Consider the following 18,499-nt stretch of genomic DNA (forward strand, 5'->3'; position numbering starts at 1 on the left):
TCAATGCCGCCGTGCTTTTATAGCCAAAGGCTTCAGCATTTCCGCCGAGACCAAATAGGCAATGATGATGGCGCCGATCCCGAAGAGCACCATTGCAGGCGGCGCTTCGAAGCCAAACCAGGAACCGACAGGTGTAAATTGCAGCGCCATCGCGACGACGAGCGCTACAAGAGAGGACGCCGCTAGCGCTGGCCGCGGAAAATCCTTCCAAGGTCGGCCATTAGTCCGGATGATGAAGATGACGAGGATTTGCGTCGCCATCGATTCCAGGAACCACGCGGTCCGAAACTCGGCCGGCGAAGCGTGGAACACGAACAGCAGCACGCCGAAGGTCAGGAAATCGAACAGCGAAGAGAGCGGGCCCATGACGCCTGCAAACCGCATCAGGCCGCCCATATCCCAGACCTGCGGCCGTGCGACCGCCTTGGGACGCACGCCGTCGAATGGGATGCCGAGTTCGGACAGATCGTAGAGCAGATTGTTCAGGAGAATCTGTGTCGGTAGCATGGGCAGGAATGGCAGCGCCATGGACGCGACCGCCATCGACAGCATGTTGCCAAAGTTGGAGCTGGCGCCCATGCGCACATATTTGAGGATGTTGGCGAAGGTCCGGCGACCTTCCTCGACGCCATCGGCGACCACTTCCAGATCCGATGCCAGCAGGATCATGTCGGCTGCGGCCTGCGCCACGCCAGTCGCGCCCTCGACGGACAGCCCGATATCGGCGACTTTCAAACCCGGCGCATCGTTGATGCCGTCGCCGAGGAAGCCGACGGTCGCTCCCTTCGCCTGTAGCGCCTTGACGATGCGTGACTTCTGGTCCGGGGCCAGGCGGCCATAGGCGTCGACTGTTTGCACCTGAACCGCCAGTGCATCATCGCTGAGGGCGGCGATATCCGCACCAGACAAAACCTTCTCTGCGTTCAGCCCGACGAGTCCGGCGAGACGCCTGACGACAATGGGATCGTCGCCGGACAAGATCTTCAGCCTGACGCCGGCACCGGCAAGCCGGGCAATGGCCGCTGCAGCCGTCGCTTTGGGCGGATCGGCGAAGGCGCAGAGCCCTTCAAAGACTAGGCACGTCTCGTCCGCCGGCTCGACCTCATGGGTGGTTCCCGACCACGGGCGCGAAGCCACCGCGATGGTGCGCAACCCGTCTCCCGCCAAGGCATGGACAAGTTCGATCGCTCGCGCTTGCTCGCTTTCCCCCATCGGCCCGCAGGTACCACCTGTCCGCTGCGCCGTGCACAACGCCAGCACGGTTTCCGGCGCGCCCTTCACGATCAGCAGCGGACCCTCCGGTCCTCTCGCGAGCACGGAGCCCAACCGCCGGGTGAAATCGAAAGCGTGCCGACCGGCGAGGGTCCAACCCGTCGCAGAGGCTTCCGTGCCATGGATCAACGCGGCGTCGAGCGAACCGCGATCACCGCCAAGCTCGGCGGCGATGGCGCCGAGCCTGGCGGCGCGGGGATCGTCGGTGCCGGCTGCGTCGAGACTGCGTGCAAGCGTGATCTCGGCCGAGGTCAATGTGCCGGTCTTGTCAGTGCAGAGCACTGTCATGGCGCCGAGGTCGTGGATCGAGGCCAAGCGCTTCACGATGACCTTTTTGCGCGCCATTCGCATCGCACCGCGCGATAATGTGACGGTGGTGATCATCGGCAGGAGTTCGGGTGTCAGGCCGACGGCCAGAGCCACGGCGAACAGCATGGAATCGAGGACCTCGCGTCCGAGCAGGACCCGGGTGGCGAGGACGATGACGACCAGACCCAGGGTCAGTCGTGCGATGACGAGACCGAACTGGTGCAGATCGCGCTGGAACGGGGAAAGCGCCTGCGGCGCGGAAAGCGCGGATGCGGCGGCGCCGAACACGGTCGCCGGGCCGGTGCCGACGACGAGCGCGATCGCTTCTCCGGTCTGCACCACGGCGCCGCGGAACAGCGCGTTCGACGCTTCGCCGGGGCTCGGCGCTGAGACCGCACCCGGACGCTTCTCGACGGCGTAGGGTTCACCGGTCAGCGCCGCTTCGCCGGCGGTGCATGCCTTGCTGTCGAGAATCAGCGCGTCGGCGGGGATGATGTCGCCGGCCCGTACCCTCACGATGTCGCCCGGAACGACCTTGGTGACTTCGATCTGGCGGAAGGCGCCGTCGCGCTTGACTTCGGCCTTCAGCGCCACCGAGCGCCGCAACACCTCCGCCGCTTTCACGGCGTGGCCTTCCTGGATGGTGTCGAGCCCAATCGACACCACGAGGATCGCGACGATGATTGAGCCGCCGATCCCGTCGCCCGTCGCCACCGAGACGATGCCCGCCGCGAGGAGGATCAGCGACAGCGGCTCGAACAGCCGCCGGAGAATAGCCCGCGCGACACTATCGCTCTTCGTCCCCACGTCGCTGTTGGGGCCGTATTGCGCAAGCCGCGCTTCGGCGTCGGCCGAACTCAGGCCATCGGTCCCGCAACGGAGCGCGGCGCATAGAGCCTCTGGGTTCCGCATCCAAAAGGTCGTGAGGCTCTCAGATTGTCTTTCAGGCGCAAACTTGTCGACGATTGTCATGGCGCCTCGCAGGTCATGCGATGATGTGAAAACCCTGATCGGCATAGGTGACCGAGCCTGTCAGGGGCGCGGCGGCTTCACCAGCAAGGAAGGCGGCCACACGGCCGATCTGCTCGATCGTCACGAGCCGGTTCGCCGGCGTGCGCTCCCTGACGCGATCGAGCAATTCGTCGAAGCGGTCGATGCCCGAGGCGGCGCGTGTCTTGACAGGCCCCGCCGACAGGGCATGCACATGGACGCCGCGCGGGGCGAGATCGGCAGCCAGGGCGCGCACGGTCGACTCCAGCGCCGCCTTCACCGGGCCCATCAGATTGTAGTTCTCGACAACCCGGTCGGCGCCGTAGAAGCTCACGGTCTGCAGGCTCCCGCCTTCCGTCATCAGCGGCAGGGCCAGTTTCGCCATGCGGATGAAGGAATGACATGAGACATCCATTGCCAGGGCGAAGCCTTCCGCCGAGCAATTGACGAGGCCCGTCTGCAGATCCTCGCGCGGCGCGAAGGCGATCGAATGGAACAGGAAGTCGAGCCGCCCCCATGTGCTCGCAATCTGGTCGAACACCGCTTCCAACTGGCCGGGTTCGCGCACGTCGCAAGGCACGATAATCGGCGTATCGAGGGATTCCGCCAGCGGCCGGACATAGAGTTCCGCCTTGGCGTTGACATAGGTGACGGCCAGTTCCGCCCCTGCGTCGCGGAATGCCCGTGCACAGCCATAAGCGATGCTGTGCTCGTTGGCGATGCCGACGACAAGGCCGCGTTTGCCGGTGAGATCGACGATGGGCGTCATCGGATAGCTTTCCCTGTCAGGAGAACGGAGCAGGCTTCTTCGGCGATTACCCGCTCCTCATCGGTTGGGACGACGAGGACGGCCGCTTTGCTGGTGGAGCTTTCGATCCGGATGGCATTCTGTGAATTCGCGATAGGGTCGACCGCCACGCCGAGCCAGGCGAGATGCCGGCAGACGGCGGCGCGGATCTGCGGCTGATGCTCGCCGATGCCAGCGGTGAAGACGATGCCATCGAGCCCGCCGAGCGTGTTGGCGATTGCGGCCGTCTCGCGGGCGATGCGGAAGGCGAAGAGGTCGAGCGCCTCGCGCGCTTCCGGCGCCTCGCTCTCGATCAGGTCGCGGCTGTCGGCACTGATGCCGGAGAGGCCGAGCAGGCCAGAGCGATGATAGAGCATGTCCTCCACCGCCTCGATCGACAGGCCGCGCTCCTTCATGAGGTGGATGAGGACGCCGGGATCGAGGGTTCCGCAACGGGTCGCCATCGGGATTCCGTCGAGCGTCGAGAAGCCCATGCTGGTGTCGCGGCTGACGCCGGCCTCCAACCGGCACAGGCTCGCCCCGCTACCCAGATGCGCGGCAACGACGCGACCGCCGACGATATCCGGCGCGACCTGCGCAAGCCGCGCGGCGATGTATTTGTAGGACAGGCCGTGGAAGCCGTAGCGCTTGACGCCCTCGTCGAAGAGCATGCGCGGCAAGGCGAAGCGCCGCACCAGATCGCCCTGGCTCCGGTGGAAGGCCGTGTCGAAGGAGGCGCTCTGCGGCAGGCCGGGACGCAGATAGCGGATCGCCCGGATCAGCCGGACGCTCTGCGGCTGATGGAGCGGCGCCAGCGGCACCAGCGCCTCGATCGCCGCGAGCGTGTCGTCGGTGATCGCCTCGGGGTCCACGAAGCGGTCCCCGCCATGGACGACCCGGTGCCCAACGCCGGCGAGCGCGCTTAGCGAAAAATGGCTCGCCAGCCAGCCAAGCGTCTCGTCGATCACGTCGTGCAGGTCGTCGGTGACAGTCGCCGTGAGCGGAAAGTCGGCGGTCGTTGGACCTTCGACGATGTGCAGCGTCAGGGGCTCGTGACGCAGGTCGATGACGCCCTTGCCGAGGCGTCGCGGTGCTTCTGCCCCGACCGCAAACAGGCCGAGCTTGATCGTCGAGGAGCCAGGATCGAAGGTCAGGAGGATTCGGTCGCTCATGGCGTGACGGTCTCGGCCTTGCGGCGCGCCACCACGAGCTTGGCGAGTGAAACGGAAGCCAGTCGGACTTTCAGAGAGTCCGATCGGCTGGTCAGGATGATGGGCACGCGAGCGCCGAGCACGAGGCCGGCCGCGTCAGCCCCGGCGAGATAGATCAGTTGCTTGGCCAGCATGTTGCCGGCTTCGAGATTGGGCACGAGGAGAATGTCCGCCTGTCCGGCGACGGGCGAGACGATCTCCTTGATCCGCGCCGCATCGAAGCTGATGGCGTTGTCGAAGGCGAGCGGCCCATCGACCCTCGCGCCAGTGATCTGGCCGCGCGCCGCCATGACGGTCAATGCGGCCGCATCCAACGTCGCCGGCATGGCGGGGTTGACGGTCTCGACGGCGGCTAGGATGGCGACCAGAGGCTCGGCGACGCCTAGATCATGCAGGAGATCGATCGCGTTCTGGCAGATGTCGCGTTTCTGTTCGAGCGTCGGCGCAATGTTGATTGCGGCGTCGGTGATGATCAGCGGCTTGGCATAGGCCGGCACGTCCAGAGCATAGACATGACTGATCCGCCGCTCCGTGCGCAGTCCCGACTGCGCGGCGACCACCGCCCCCAGCAGTTCGTCTGTATGCAGGCTGCCCTTCATCAAGGCGGCTACTTCGCCTGTCGCGGCGAGTTCGACGGCGCGCGCGGCCGCCGCATGGCTGTGCTCGGTCGACTCCAGCCGAAATCCGGAGATCGAGAGGCCGGCTCTTTCGGCCGCAGCGCGAATCTTAGGTTCGGGACCGATCAGCACCGGCGTGATGAGGCCCTCGTCGCGCGCTTCGATGGCGGCCTGGATCGCCTCCGCATTGCAGGGATGGACGATCGCCGTCAGCATCGGGTGGAGGTCGCGTGCTTTCCACAGGAAAGGCTCGAACCGGTTGGACCGGCGCAAGGCCACTTCGGGTACCGCCATGCGTGGCAGCGACAGTTTCTCGGTCGGCGCGATCACGGTCGCGGTGCCGGTCAGCACCTCGTCGCCATGCTGGTTGGTGCAGCGCGTGTCGAACAGGACGACGTGCTTGTCCGGGCGCTTTTCCTGCACCGTGACGGTGGCGGTGATGGTGTCGCCCGGCGCCACGGGTCTGCGGAAATGCAGGTCCTGGCTGAGATAGATCGTGCCGGGTCCGGGGAGCTCGGTGCCGAGCAGAATCGAGATCAGGGCTCCGGTCCACATGCCGTGGATGACGACATGGCCGAAGATGTCGCCCGCCGCATACTGCGCGTCGAGATGGGCCGGATTGACGTCGCCAGACACCGCCGCGAACAGTTTTATGTCGTCGGGCTTGACGAGACGCACGAGCGTGGCCGTACTGCCAACGGCGAGTTCGTCGAAGGTCCGATTCACCAGCGGGGCGCTGGCCGAGACGGCGCTCACGACTGCATCATATAAGTTTCAGGTGCATTAGCGAGTGGCGCATAGCCTTTCTCCGGCGCGCCCATGGCATGGGGTTGCCGAGAAGGCTGCCTCCGCGACGCTGAGAGCGCCTCGTCACCGGCCATGATCATGCTTCTGGGTGGCCGGCGGCGCTGCCGGCCGTGCGAAGGCGGGAAAGTCGTAGAGCAACCGGAAGACCCGCTCCTCCGTCATGTCGCGCTGCTTGCGCCCGCCTTCGATCGCCTCCGAGACCCGCCCGATCGCTTCCCGCTCGCGACTGAGATTGGCATCGGCCTCCGGTAGTGGCTGCCGGCGTGGCTCGATCAGACGCGCAAGCGCGGCAACGCCATGCATCCACGGACTGAAGGATTCGGAAAGCAGGTAGCGGCTCGTGCGCATCGGGTGCAACCACTCGAGCGCGGCCGCCGTCCACGGATTGGAGGCCATGCGCACGAATGGACTGACCATGGTCTTGTAGAATTGCTCGTTCACCTCCGACAAATGGCGAACCTGCTCGAATGCCGCCCGCGGCGTCTCGAACCGCAGATCCTCGACGCGCCGTTCTTCGAAGCGAACCGAGTATTCCGGCTTGTGGCAGTCGGGATTGCCTGTCGGATTGTCGATCTTCATTTCGTAGAGACCAGGAGCGAGGGTCTCGATCTCGCCGAGGCTTTCGAGGATCGCGCGATGTTCGAACCGCGCGACCTTGGCCGACACGAAAATGCCGAGATGGCCAGCATGCGGGTTCGTCAGATAAACGATGCGCTGGCCGGCTGCCTTGAGATCGCCAGTGTCCTTGTACACTGCCGGGATCCAACCAAGCGCCTGGTGCGGGGGGGTGATATTGTCGCCGTAAGACGCGAAGATCACCAGCGGATTGCGAATGCGCCGAAGGTCGGCGACGCAACCATCGCAGATCCGCATCTTGCCCTCCTCAAGGCGATTGCCGATGAAGAGGTTCTCGACGATGGCGACGATCTCTTCGCGGCTGAGGAAATAGAAGCCATTCCACCACCGCTCGAATTCGAGGAAGCGCTCTCGCTCCGTGTCGACATGCATGAACAGGTTGGCGTATTTCTCCCAGACGGCTTCGGGCTGAAGGTTCTCGAAATTGAGGGCGAGCCACGCACCGTCCAGGCGGCCGTCGTTGAGATCGGCGAGAAGATGGGTAGCCCAGACGCCGCCAAGCATCCCACCGGCGATCCGCATCGGATTGACGCCTGATTCTCCGGCCCAATAGGAGAGTGGAGAGCCGTTGAGCACGGCTGGCCCGACCAAGCCTTCGCAATCCGCCGAGAGCAAGGTGATCGCCCAGCCCGCCTGACAGTTGCCATAGAGCACGGGAGGCTTGCCGGGGTGGCGTTTGACCACGTCGTCGACGAAACGTCCGAGCGCATGCAGCACATCGGCCAGGGTCTGGCCCGCGCAGGGTTCAGGAAAGAAGGAAACGAAATAGACCGGATAGCCTTCGTGCATGGCCATCCCAACCTCGGAGTCGTGTTTGAAGCCGCCGATGCCGGGCCCATGGCCCGCTCGAGGGTCGACGATGACGACGGGTGGCTTCGCCGGATCGACGCAATCCTCGATACAATCGTCGCCGATCCGGGTGATCCGCAGCAGGGCGTAGTTGACGGGTCGTTCGAAACGGCGGGCATCGACCAGCGTCTCATAGTCGAAGTCGAGAAGCGGCGGTTTTCCAGCCCGCTCATGCGCGATCATGTTGTTGGCACGCCGACGGAGCGTATCCCAGAACAGAATCGACCGTTCGAAGAGATCCCGCTGATAGGCCAAGGGATCACGCACGATCTCTAGCGCGGGAGCTGGATGCGCCTCCCCGGCCGGTTTCACGTTATTCGCCATAGCGGCAGCCGCAATACGCCGTTGAACAGACAATTGCCGGCGCGGCGAAATCTTCGGCTGGTCGACCAGAGGGGAATCCGATTTCGCTTCCGGCATCACCATCTCCATCATCTAATCTTCACGGCGGAGAAGCTGAACATCGGGCCCAAGACCAAGGCGACGTACCAGCTGCATGCAAAGCTCTCGATCAGGCCCGGCGAGAAACTCTGCCGCCGGTATGCGGCTACGAGCCCTTGACGTTGCGTTCGACGTCAGTGCCCGTGTTTGCGTGCTTTCGAATTTCTCCGGCCGTCTCGCGTGCCATGGTTGCGCAGCATTGCTGGATCTTCTCCGAGAGTTCGAGCCAAGCCTTCGTCTGCAGCGATGCTTCCTTCAGAACGACCGCCACGACGTTCGACTCCGCAGCAATCAGGTCCTGCGGTTGCCGGCACTGGACGAACTCCAGGAGCGAGCGTCCGATCCGCTCATTGGCCCCGAGGAGAGCGCTCACCTGAGCGCCGTACGTATCGCCATAGGCCTTCTGCAGATCTGACGTGAAAACCTGGAGCCGCTTGAACTGACCATCGACCGTACCGGCCCGGTTCACATCGGATAGCCTCCACCAAGCGAACACGGCGTTCATGTGATCCAAGCCAGTTGGTGCTTCATTCCTGCTTGTCATTGTTTATCCCTCATCATTTCTGTTGCAGACTTCAGAAGCTCACCTGCAGCTTTCTCGCTGCGAGAGGGCTCTACTTTTGCCGCGGTTAGTTGACGGCCTCGATCGCCAAGGCGATCCCCTGGCCGCCGCCGATGCAAAGCGTCACCAACCCGCGGCGAACGCCGTCCCTCCGCATGGAGTGAAGCAGCCGGGTTGTCAGGACAGCTCCTGTCGCGCCAATCGGGTGGCCATGTGCGATGGCGCCGCCCTCGACATTGACGATCTCCTCTGGAAGCCCGAGCTCTCCGATGACGGCGAGGACGATCGCCGCGAACGCTTCATTGATCTCCACGCGCTCGACGTCGCCAAGCTTCCAGCCAGCGCGGTCCAAGGCCTGCCGAACCGCGGGAACCGGCCCAAGCCCGAACAAGCCCGGCTCAACCGCGCCGACCCCGAACGCGACAAGGCGAGCCATCGGCGTCAGGCCGTGCTTCTCGGCCCAGCGCACATCCGCGACGATCATGCCCGCGGCGCCGCTGTTGAGGCCAGGCGCATTGCCGGCGGTGATTGTTCCATCCTTGCGAAAGGCAGGCTTCAGCTTGGCAAGCGTCTCCAGCGTTGCGTCCGGACGGTTGTGCTCATCCTTGTCGAAGACCGTCGGCCCCTTGCGGCCGGGGATCTCGATGGGCGCAATCTCGGTATTGAACTTGCCGGCCGCCTGTGCCGCGCCAAAGCGCTGCTGCGTCCGCTCCGCCCAGCGGTCCTGCGCCTCGCGCGTCACCTGAAACTTGCTGACGAGATCCTCGGTCACCAAGCCGGAGTGGTGATCGGAAAAGGCGTCGTTGAGGCCATCGCGCAGCATGCTGTCGTAGATCTGGGCGTCACCCATGCGGTAGCCCCACCGTCCGCCGGCCATCAGGTACGGCGATTGGTCCATGTTCTCCATGCCGCCGGCGATGGCGCTTTCGGCAAGGCCGAGCATGATCTCTTGGGCGGCGGTCGCGATCGCCTGAGCACCCGAGCCACACACCCGGTTGATGGTCATTGCCGGAACACTGACGGGAACGCCCGCCTTGATCGCCGCCTGCCGCGCCGGGTTCATCTTGGCGCCGGCCTGGACGACCTGACCCATCACCACAGTGCCGATCGCGCCATCTGCGATCTTCGCACGCGACAGTATCTCCTTGATGACCACGGCCCCGAGATCAGGCGCAGCTATGTCCTTCAGCGTTCCACCATACGTGCCGATGGCTGTTCGCACCGGGATGCAGAGCACGACGCTCGACGGTGTCATGTGGATGTCCTTTCGATTTCCGGTCCGCTACGCCATGTACTGACCGCCATTGGCGGTGATCGTCGAGCCAGTGATGAACGTGGCCTCTTCACTCGCCAGGAACTGGACGATGCGCGCGACCTCATCGGCTTCGCCCAAACGCCCGACGGGGATTTGTCCCTCGATCGTTGCGAGAACATCCTTGGACATGGCACCGACCATATCCGTCGCGATATAGCCGGGCGCGACCGCGTTCACGGTGATGCCCTTCGATGCCGTCTCGAGTGCGAGCGCTTTGGTGAACCCAATGACGCCAGCCTTTGCGGCTGCGTAGTTGGTCTGACCACGCTGCCCCTTCTGACCATTGATCGAGGAAATATTGACGATCCGGCCGAGCCCGCGATTACGCATGGCACCGATGACCGCACGGCACATGTTGAAGCAGGAGGTGAGGTCGGTTGCGATAACCTCGCACCACTGGGCAGGGGTCATCTTGTGCAGCATGGCATCGCGCGTGATGCCGGCATTGTTGACGAGGATCTCCACCGGTCCGCCGAGATCTTTCGCCACGCGGCTCACGCCTTCCTGGCAGGCGTCAAAGTCGGCAACATCCCATTTGTAGACTGGGATGCCGGTCTCGCGGGAGAAGGCGTCGGCCGCCGCCGCATTGTTGTGGTAGACGGCCGCAACCGCGTATCCGCCTTCTTTGAAGCGGCGCGCAATCGCGGCGCCGATCCCTCGCGTGCCGCCGGTGATGATCGCCACGCGCTTGGCGAGGTCTTTCGCATCCATGGTGCTCATCCGTTCTGAGGCGGCTTCTTGGTTTCGTCAGTGAAGCTTCGAGCGAGCTGGCGAATGCGCTCGGCCTCGTCGCACCGACAATCGAGAAAGCCGTGGACCGGACAGGTCAGGCACATTTCCTCGAGCCTCTTGCGGAGCGCTTGCCGCCCTCGGTGAAGCCGGACCGCGATGTTGTTGAGCGTCGTGCCGAGGCTGGCGGCGATCCGGTCACGGGGCTCGCCGAGGATGTCGGAACGCCAGAGGACATCGGCATATTCAGGCTTGAGGGTCGGCAGCAGCTTATGGAGGCAGTTGCAGACAGCCTCGTCGGTTTCCCGATCTGGCTCGATCGCCAGGTTCTCCACAGCGGTCTGTTCCATGTTGACCTCCCGGCGGCGGCGTCTGATGACACGGCGCTGGTGATCGACGAGGGTTGTCGCGAGTATGCGCCCGAGCCATCCGCGAACCGTGCGGACATCCCGCAATTGCCAGGCACGTTCGAGCGCCCGAAGCGAGAAGTGCTGCAGGAGTTCTTCGGCCTCGTCTCGGCTGCCCAATCGGTGACGCAGAAAAGCAAGGAATTCCTCCCGCGCCTCGACAAGCGCACGTCGCACAGCGGCGTCCGCTGGCTTCGCGGCCCTTTGTCCTTCCGCATCATCTTCCGAATGCTGGTCATCGGCCCCGCGCCTTTTCGTCATTGTCCAGCCGGCTCTTCCAAGATCGAGACCCCGTCTGGAAATGCCGCGAACAGCAAGGGCCTCTGACAGCACCAGACCGGATTGAACCTACGGTCCCGTACCGCCTGCGTTCTTTAACGCAGATCAAGCTTCTCTCTGCGGCGCAGCGTTATGAATTGGATGACGGTGCTCAAGACCTGCCAGCGGAGAACTGTCGTCCTGATGGCATTGCGCCATGCAACAAGCCCCTGACCATATCTGAGACAGGCAATTCTGAAGATATGACCAATGACCGTGGGACAGAGCGGATGATGATGCTAGCCGTCAACGATGACCCTGAGGCAGCGCCGCTGTCTGATCCCGGCCCGCGCAGAGCGTTGGACGCGTCGCCTCTGGCCACATGGACAAGCTCTCGGTCAAGCGGGAGCATGCTTCTTCTGCGGAATCTCTTTCGTCGGATCATCCGCAAAGGTTCTCTAACTATCATCGGCCCCGGCGGCGAAATCCACGACGTCGGGCGCGGCCTGCCATCCGTCACCATCCGGATCACCAATCAGGCCACTGTCCGGCGGCTATTCGTCAATCCTGATCTGGCGGTCGGCGAGGCCTATATGGATGGCTCGATCATCATCGAGGGCGGCGAGATCTACAGTTTTCTGGAGCTCTGCCTCGCCAATCTCGGTTGGGGATACGGACATTGGGTAAGGCGTGGACAAGCCGTCCTGCGTCGACTGGGGCGCCGTGTGTCGCAATATAATCCCGTGACCAAGGCGCGCGCGAACGTGGCGCATCACTATGATCTGTCGGATGCACTGTATACTCTTTTCCTCGATTCCGATCGTCAGTATTCGTGTGCCTATTATACTTCACTAGACGACTCAATTGAGCAAGCCCAGGCACAGAAGAAGCGACATCTCACGACCAAGCTTCTCCTTCGTCCTGGTCTGAAAGTCCTTGATATCGGGTCTGGTTGGGGAGGTCTGGCGCTTCACATGGCGCAAACCGCCAGCGTCGACGTAACCGGGGTAACTCTATCGACCGAGCAGCATGCCTATGCCGAGCGTCGCGCTGATGAGGTTGGTCTTGCCGATCACGTACGGTTCCTGTTGCAGGATTATCGGCAGGTGACCGGTCGATACAACCGCATCGTCTCGGTCGGCATGTTCGAACATGTCGGGATCGGTCACTACCGCGAATATTTTCAGAAGATCCGCAACTTGCTTACCGACGATGGCGTGGCGCTCCTCCACACGATCGGCTCTGCCGAGGGGCCCAGCGGCGCCAATCCGTGGATCCATAAATACATCTTTCCAGGCGGATACACCCCGGCGCTCTCGGAAATCGTGCCGGTCATCGAACGGGCTGGCCTCTACATCACCGACGTCGAAGTTCTTCGCCTACACTATGCTGAGACCCTCAAGGCGTGGCGGCTTCGCTTTGCCGAAAATCGTCAAAGTGCCGCCGCACTCTATGATGAACGGTTCTGCCGAATGTGGGAATTCTACTTGGCGGGGTGCGAGGCCGCCTTTCGGCACGCGGGCCTCGTCGTGTTCCAAATCCAGCTGAGCAAACGCGTGGATACTGTACCCCTGATACGCGATTACATCACCGACTGGGAGTCCCAAGACAGCCGGCAAGCCGACGCGTCGTGACCGCTCGGCGGCTCCCGGGCCTTCAAAAAAGCACCGTGCGGCAATTACCCGACTGCGCCGCGACGTCTTCGATCGATGTTCGCTGCGATTTTCCCCAGTCCACCGCGAAGCGCGAGGACGGGTGGCGATCTGTAACCTACCTCAAAGCGCTCACCACGATTTGAGCGATCCTGGGTGTCTCAACCGACAGGAGGCAGGCATGAATTGGTTCTCCCAGAACTGGATATGGATCGCACTTGCCGTCGGCGCATTCTTCTTCATGACCCGCATGGGCGGCTGCGGCATGGGCTGGTCCATGCGACACAGCCACGGAAGCGGGCACGACGCTGCAGCATCGGACACTGGAACAAGCCCTCGAACGGCTTTTGATCCAGTGAGCAAGCATTCCGTTGACGGTACATCGATCTCTTCCGTCTATCGGGACCGCGCCTACTATTTCGAGAATCGCGAAAACCGTGAGGCGTTCGAGGCTGCTCCCGAAAAATATCTGGTAGGGATGGCGGCGGGCCAAGCGATCGATGACCATCGCGGCGACGATCATCGGCAGCGCCACCGACATGGATGCTAGGATGAAGGTCTTGGCCCGTTCGGCTTGGTCCCAGCACGGGTACGATCGAGAATCGGACGTTCGATGAAATTCGGATCGGCCTGACATCAGCCGCCTCGAACGGCAGCCTGGACGCGGGTGATCGGAGGCCACGCCGCCTGCTGGCCATCGCTCCCGTTCGGACGATGGTCGGCTGCCGATAACTGCAGCTACCTCTCATCATACCAGCCGAAGTTCGATCCTTCGCTGTCAACGCCGCGGCGGCATCCCGGCACCTCGAGGAGACAGGCATCGTGCGGGATGGTTTGAAAGGACTGACGAGCGAGGAAGCGCAATCCCGGCTTAAGGCAGAAGGCTACAACGAGCTGCCACGCGCAGGACATCGCTCCCTGCTCCGAATCGCTCTCGAAGTCGTTCGTGAGCCGATGTTCGGCCTGCTCATCGGTTCTGGCGTGATCTACCTGCTGCTCGGCGATCATACCGAGGCGCTGATACTTCTCGCTTTCGCGTCGATTTCGGTGATCATCGCAATTGTGCAGGAGAGCCGCAGCGAGCGGGTACTCGAGGCCCTGCGCGATCTCACGAGCCCGCGTGCGCTCGTCATTCGCGACGGGGAGAGAGAACGGATCCCAGGCCGCGAGGTGGTGCGTGGCGATATCGTCGTTCTCGGCGAGGGCGACCGGGTGCCGGCTGATGCGTGGCTCATCGCGGCAACCGACGTGCAGGCCGACGAATCGCTCCTCACCGGCGAATCGGCCCCCGTCCGCAAGGTCGTGGCGGACGTCGAGAGCCGCGCCTCACGGCCAGGCGGTGACGATCTGCCCTTCGTTTTCTCCGGCACGCTCGTGGTGCGCGGCCAAGGTTTGGCGGAGGTTCAGGCCACGGGGCCACGCAGCGAGATCGGCCAAATCGGCCAGGCGCTGCAGGCGATCGACCATGAGCCGCCCCACCTGACCCAGGAAACCCGGCAACTCGTGCGGGTCTTTGCCCTCTTCGGCCTCGCCGCATGCGCACTGACTGTCATCCTCTTCGGCCTCTGGCGCGGATCCTGGCTCGACGCACTCCTGGCCGGCATTGCGCTCGGTATGTCGATGCTGCCCGAGGAATTCCCTCTTGTCCTGACGGTCTTCATGGTTATGGGCGCCTGGCGAATTTCGCAGGCGCGCGTACTCACCCGCCGCGCCGCTGCCATCGAAACTCTCGGGGCGGCTACAGTCCTATGCACCGACAAGACCGGCACGCTTACCGAAAACCGGATGTCGATTGTCTGTCTCGCTGCCGGCGCTGAGATGCTCCGTCTTGAGCCCAGACGGGAGGGGAGCTTGCCAGAGCGGTTCCGATGCCTCGTCGACTACGGCCGACTCGCGAGCGCCCCCGATCCGTTTGACCCGATGGAGAAGGCGTTTCACGCGCTGGCCGCGCAGTTTGGTCGCGGCGAGGGTCATCCGGGGCGTAAGGAAGAGCTCGTACGCACCTATGGCCTGCGCCCGGACCTCCTAGCGGTAACACAGGTTTGGAAGGTCCCCGGGACGGACGATTGCAGGGTGGCCGCCAAGGGTGCGCCGGAGGCGATCGCGGCGCTCTGCCGGTTCGATCCGGAAGTGCTGGCCGCGCTTGCCCGCGACGTGGACCGAATGGCCACCGAGGGCATGCGGGTCCTGGCGGTGGCCGAGGCGCGCTTTCGCGGGGAAGACTGGCCGACATCGCCGAAAGGGTTCGCGTTCACGTTTCTCGGCCTCGTCGGACTTGCCGACCCGCTGCGGTCATCGGTGCTCGAGGCCGTGCGCGAATGCCGATCGGCCGGCATCCGCGTCGTCATGATCACTGGAGACTACCCGGCGACAGCCCTGACGATCGCCGGCAAGGCGGGCCTCGACACCGATGCCGTCGTGACCGGCGACGACATCGAGGCGATGAGCGAAGCCGAGCTCAGTCGGCGCGTCGCCTCGGTCTCGGTTTTCGCTCGTACGATGCCGGCGCAGAAGCTGCGAATCGTCCGAGCGCTCAAAGCAACGGGGGCGATCGTCGCGATGACCGGCGATGGGGTCAACGATGCCCCTTCGCTCAAGGCCGCCGATATCGGTATCGCCATGGGCGGCCGCGGCACCGATGTGGCACGGGAAGCCGCTGCGCTCGTCCTTCTCGACGATGATTTCGGCTCGGTCGTCAAGACCGTCCGCCTGGGCCGGCGGATCTATGACAATCTGCGCAAGGCGATGGGCTATATCCTCGCCGTGCACGTGCCGATCGCCGGCCTGGCGCTGCTGCCGCTGCTGACTGGCCTGCCCATCATCTTCTCGCCGATCCACATTGCCTTTCTCGAGATGATCATCGATCCGGTCTGCTCGGTGGTCTTCGAGGCGGAGAAGGAGGAGAAGGACATCATGCGTCGGCCGCCGCGCGCGGCGACAAGCCGCCTGTTCTCGTCGGGGCTCGTGCTCTGGAGCCTGTTGCAGGGCGCGCTCGCGTTCGGAGTGGTCGCCGTGCTCTATCTGCTGGCACTGCAGCGTGGCATGCCCGAAGGGGATGTGCGTGCGCTGACCTTCGTGTCGCTCGTGCTGGCCAATCTGGGGCTGGTGCTGGTCAACCGGTCCTTCGACAGCTCAGTACGGGAGGCGCTGCGATGGGACAACCGCGCGCTCTGGTGGGTGAGCGCCGCGACCGCTGTCCTGCTGAGCATTGCTCTGGCATGGGAGCCGGCGCGCGGTCTTTTCCGCTTCGGGCCATTGCACGCCGATGATCTTGCCGTCGCGTTCGGCGCCGCCATAGGTTTGGTCGTCGTCCTGGAAATTCTGAAGCGGTTCTGGCGTGGGTGGCTGACGGCTTGAATTCCAGGACGAGGGGACGGATCAATCGTTGCCCGGGTGCGGTGCATCTACCAGCGTAGCACTGCGGTCGATACGGCGCATGGGACGAGACTCAGGGCTTGATCCTGCAGCAATCAGATCGACTTTCCTGAACCGGTGGACATGGCACGTCCGCATATGAGCAATAGACGCAACAATCTCCAGGCTTGGGCTTCAGCACGCCCCCACAAGCCTGACATTCGTAGAAATATTGGCAAGCGTCCGTTGGCATCGTCTCTATCGACGTCGCACCGCATTGCGGGCAAGTGATAGTGGCCTCCAAGGTAGTCACAGGCTTTGCTCCACTGACGATTTGAGATCAGACCGCCTGCGGCCCTCGATAACGCGCAAATATGCGCTGCCCACCAGGCGCAAAGAGAACGACCTCGTAGGTCTCGGGCGGCACCCCTCGAACTTCCATGCCCGGAGAACCGACCGGCATGCCCGCAACCGCCAAACCTGTTGCCTGTGGACGCTCGATGAGCAGCCGTTCGACCGCGTCGGCCGGGACGTGTCCTTCGACGACATAGCCGTCGACTTCGGCCGTATGGCAGGAGATCAGGGTCTCGGGCACGCCGAGCCTGGCCTTGAGGGGTGCGAGGTCAGGCGCTTCGACCACCTCAACCGGAAAACCGGCGGACTTCACATGCGTGATCCAGCCACCGCAGCAGCCGCAGTTCGGGTCGCGGGTCACGGTCATCTTGGGCAACGCTTCCGCCGCCCATGAGGGGCGCGACAGCACAAGCGTGACGACCGCTTGTGCGGCGCCGATCATTAGCGCCCGACGTGTCGCGTCCAGCTCAATAGTCATGATGCTCCTCCTTCAGCTAGCTGTTTTCTCGCGCCCGGCCACCGATACAACGTGCGCATGGCGCACGTCAGCGGAAGAAGACGTACTTCACGAATTCGGCGATCCCCAGCACCAGGGCGACGATGCCGATCAGGCTGGAGTAGGCCCTTGTTCCAGCCCAGAAGGGCAGCATGCCGTAGATCAGCAGCAGCCCCGGCAGGAAGACCGCGACCAGCGCGATCGTTGCACCCGGTCACGCCGGTCGGCGCCATCCCCTGCGCCGCGCCCAGGAAGGCCGCGAAGGTGAACAGCGGGCCGGGCACCGCCTGCGCCCCGCCGTAGCCGGCGAGGAAGGCATCGGCGGAGATCCAGCCGGCCGGCACGAAGGCGCGCTCCAGCAGCGGCAGCACCACATGGCCGCCGCCGAACACCAGCGAGCCCGCGCGGTAGGCGGCCTCGGACAGCGCCAACGCGTGGGAGGAGGCCGCCACCAGCGGCGGGCCGATCAGCAGCACCGCGAACAGCACCAGCGCCGCTAGCACGGCCATGCTCGCCCGCGTGCGATCGGGGCAGAGGTTGCCCCGCCATGCCCCGAACCGCCTGCGCCACCACCGCCACGGCCACCAGCTTGAACCCGTGCACGATCTCGGCCCCGGTGCCGCCGGCCGCGAGATCGACGCCGCAGGCCGCCAGCAGCATCACCAGCGCCGAAGGCATGATGAAGCCGAGCCAAGCCGGCGTGCCCGCCCGGCAATCCGCCACGCAGCGCGCCGATGGAGAAGCCGACCTGGCTGCTCGCCGGCCCGGGCAGGAACTGCGCCGGCGCCACGAAGCCGGCATAGGCCGCCTCGGTCATCCATCGGCGGTGGGTGACGAATTCCTCCCGCGGTTACCCGCCGCCGTGACAGCTTCGCCCGATATCCTTGATACAATGGTACGCCAGAACGCGCTGGATTTCTCTTCCCAGTGATTCCGTTTTGATTCCGGAGTTGAATTTGCGGCGCTGGTTACAGGAATCAAAAAGCCCGCTAACTCATTGAGTTAGCGGGCTAATTTCTGGATGCGGGGACAGGATTTGAACCTGTGACCTTCAGGTTATGAGCCTGACGAGCTACCGGGCTGCTCCACCCCGCGATGTCCGCTGCGCGATGAGGCGCAGCGGCGTGATCCGTCCTTGATCAAGATCTGGTCTGGTGGCCTGGCGCCGACCGACTCTCCCGCGTCTTAAGACGCAGTACCATAGGCGCGGAGGTGTTTCACGGCCGAGTTCGGGATGGGATCGGGTGTGGCAACCTCGCTATAGGCACCAGGCCACCGGGCCAGATCTTGGTTTGGGGACGGATGGTGTGATGGATGGGTTGGTGTGTTGTGTGGGAGGGGTTTGCGTATTGGTGCTGCGCACGGCGAGGGTTTTTAGGCCTCAGCGGTGGGGGGGATGAGTTCGATCGGGCGATTAGGACCGCTCGGCTGCGTCGGTTACCCGACTTCCACC

Annotated in this window: 17 protein-coding genes, 1 tRNA gene and 1 rRNA gene; 4 read left to right on the forward strand and 15 right to left on the reverse strand. The window is 63.9% G+C overall.

What is annotated here, in order from left to right:
• The 9 genes from mgtA to BUB97_RS26610 all read right to left on the reverse strand — a co-directional run bounded on the left by mgtA (window position 1) and on the right by BUB97_RS26610 (window position 10,875).
• Window positions 1-2,553: a magnesium-translocating P-type ATPase gene (mgtA, locus tag BUB97_RS22170; protein ID WP_073139086.1), complete on the reverse strand. Its 2,553-nt coding sequence runs from the start codon at window positions 2,551-2,553 to the stop codon at window positions 1-3.
• 13 nt (window positions 2,554-2,566) lie between these two features.
• Window positions 2,567-3,340: an enoyl-ACP reductase FabI gene (fabI, locus tag BUB97_RS22175; RefSeq protein ID WP_073139090.1), complete on the reverse strand. Its 774-nt coding sequence runs from the start codon at window positions 3,338-3,340 to the stop codon at window positions 2,567-2,569.
• Window positions 3,337-4,530 (reverse strand): acetate/propionate family kinase, encoded by a 1,194-nt coding sequence (locus BUB97_RS22180; RefSeq protein ID WP_073139092.1) that lies wholly within the window; start codon window positions 4,528-4,530, stop codon window positions 3,337-3,339. The genes fabI and BUB97_RS22180 overlap by 4 nt, the downstream gene beginning before the upstream one ends.
• Window positions 4,527-5,942, reverse strand: a complete 1,416-nt coding sequence (locus BUB97_RS22185) for a bifunctional enoyl-CoA hydratase/phosphate acetyltransferase (protein WP_073139093.1) — start codon at window positions 5,940-5,942, stop codon at window positions 4,527-4,529. The genes BUB97_RS22180 and BUB97_RS22185 overlap by 4 nt, the downstream gene beginning before the upstream one ends.
• A gap of 114 nt (window positions 5,943-6,056) precedes the next feature.
• A complete protein-coding gene (locus BUB97_RS22190) occupies window positions 6,057-7,913 on the reverse strand; it encodes a DUF3141 domain-containing protein (RefSeq protein ID WP_073139096.1) in 1,857 nt (618 codons plus the stop codon).
• 112 nt (window positions 7,914-8,025) lie between these two features.
• On the reverse strand, window positions 8,026-8,424 hold the full coding sequence (locus BUB97_RS22195) for a hypothetical protein (RefSeq protein WP_073139099.1): 399 nt from the start codon (window positions 8,422-8,424) through the stop codon (window positions 8,026-8,028).
• Window positions 8,425-8,548: 124 nt separating this feature from the next.
• On the reverse strand, window positions 8,549-9,736 hold the full coding sequence (locus tag BUB97_RS22200; protein WP_073139101.1) for an acetyl-CoA C-acetyltransferase: 1,188 nt from the start codon (window positions 9,734-9,736) through the stop codon (window positions 8,549-8,551).
• Between the two features lie 27 nt (window positions 9,737-9,763).
• Complete coding sequence (gene phbB / locus BUB97_RS22205; protein ID WP_086062473.1) at window positions 9,764-10,507, reverse strand: acetoacetyl-CoA reductase; 744 nt, start codon at window positions 10,505-10,507, stop codon at window positions 9,764-9,766.
• Window positions 10,508-10,512: 5 nt separating this feature from the next.
• Entirely contained in the window at window positions 10,513-10,875 is a 363-nt protein-coding gene (locus BUB97_RS26610; protein ID WP_217659736.1) for an RNA polymerase sigma factor, read from the reverse strand.
• 39 nt (window positions 10,876-10,914) lie between these two features.
• Here BUB97_RS26610 and BUB97_RS26615 point away from each other — a divergent pair, with 39 nt between their 5' ends.
• The 4 genes from BUB97_RS26615 (at window position 10,915) to BUB97_RS22220 (ending at window position 16,199) form a co-directional block, all read left to right on the forward strand.
• Window positions 10,915-11,259, forward strand: a complete 345-nt coding sequence (locus BUB97_RS26615; RefSeq protein ID WP_217659737.1) for a hypothetical protein — start codon at window positions 10,915-10,917, stop codon at window positions 11,257-11,259.
• A gap of 341 nt (window positions 11,260-11,600) precedes the next feature.
• Window positions 11,601-12,824: an SAM-dependent methyltransferase gene (locus BUB97_RS22215; protein ID WP_073139105.1), complete on the forward strand. Its 1,224-nt coding sequence runs from the start codon at window positions 11,601-11,603 to the stop codon at window positions 12,822-12,824.
• A 199-nt stretch (window positions 12,825-13,023) separates the two neighbouring features.
• On the forward strand, window positions 13,024-13,392 hold the full coding sequence (locus tag BUB97_RS26000; protein ID WP_139281425.1) for a hypothetical protein: 369 nt from the start codon (window positions 13,024-13,026) through the stop codon (window positions 13,390-13,392).
• A gap of 272 nt (window positions 13,393-13,664) precedes the next feature.
• On the forward strand, window positions 13,665-16,199 hold the full coding sequence (locus BUB97_RS22220; protein ID WP_073139107.1) for a cation-translocating P-type ATPase: 2,535 nt from the start codon (window positions 13,665-13,667) through the stop codon (window positions 16,197-16,199).
• Between the two features lie 91 nt (window positions 16,200-16,290).
• Here BUB97_RS22220 and BUB97_RS27315 read toward each other — a convergent pair whose 3' ends face one another.
• From BUB97_RS27315 to rrf, 6 genes are all read right to left on the reverse strand, one after another.
• The gene (locus BUB97_RS27315) at window positions 16,291-16,509 is read right to left on the reverse strand and encodes a GDCCVxC domain-containing (seleno)protein (protein ID WP_073139110.1); all 219 of its coding nucleotides are present in this window, start codon (window positions 16,507-16,509) and stop codon (window positions 16,291-16,293) included.
• Window positions 16,510-16,536: 27 nt separating this feature from the next.
• Complete coding sequence (locus BUB97_RS22230) at window positions 16,537-17,028, reverse strand: DUF411 domain-containing protein (protein WP_073139113.1); 492 nt, start codon at window positions 17,026-17,028, stop codon at window positions 16,537-16,539.
• Window positions 17,025-17,555: a chromate transporter gene (locus BUB97_RS27035; RefSeq protein ID WP_073139116.1), complete on the reverse strand. Its 531-nt coding sequence runs from the start codon at window positions 17,553-17,555 to the stop codon at window positions 17,025-17,027. The genes BUB97_RS22230 and BUB97_RS27035 overlap by 4 nt, the downstream gene beginning before the upstream one ends.
• Window positions 17,543-17,863 (reverse strand): hypothetical protein, encoded by a 321-nt coding sequence (locus tag BUB97_RS27040; protein ID WP_073139122.1) that lies wholly within the window; start codon window positions 17,861-17,863, stop codon window positions 17,543-17,545. Before BUB97_RS27040 ends, BUB97_RS27035 begins: the two co-directional genes overlap by 13 nt.
• A 201-nt stretch (window positions 17,864-18,064) precedes the next feature.
• A tRNA-Met gene (locus tag BUB97_RS22245) sits at window positions 18,065-18,141 on the reverse strand.
• Window positions 18,142-18,203: 62 nt separating this feature from the next.
• A 5S ribosomal RNA gene (gene rrf, locus BUB97_RS22250) occupies window positions 18,204-18,318 on the reverse strand.
• Window positions 18,319-18,499 lie beyond the last annotated feature (181 nt).

Source organism: Muricoccus roseus, from assembly GCF_900141905.1.
Lineage (GTDB): Bacteria > Pseudomonadota > Alphaproteobacteria > Acetobacterales > Acetobacteraceae > Roseomonas > Roseomonas rosea.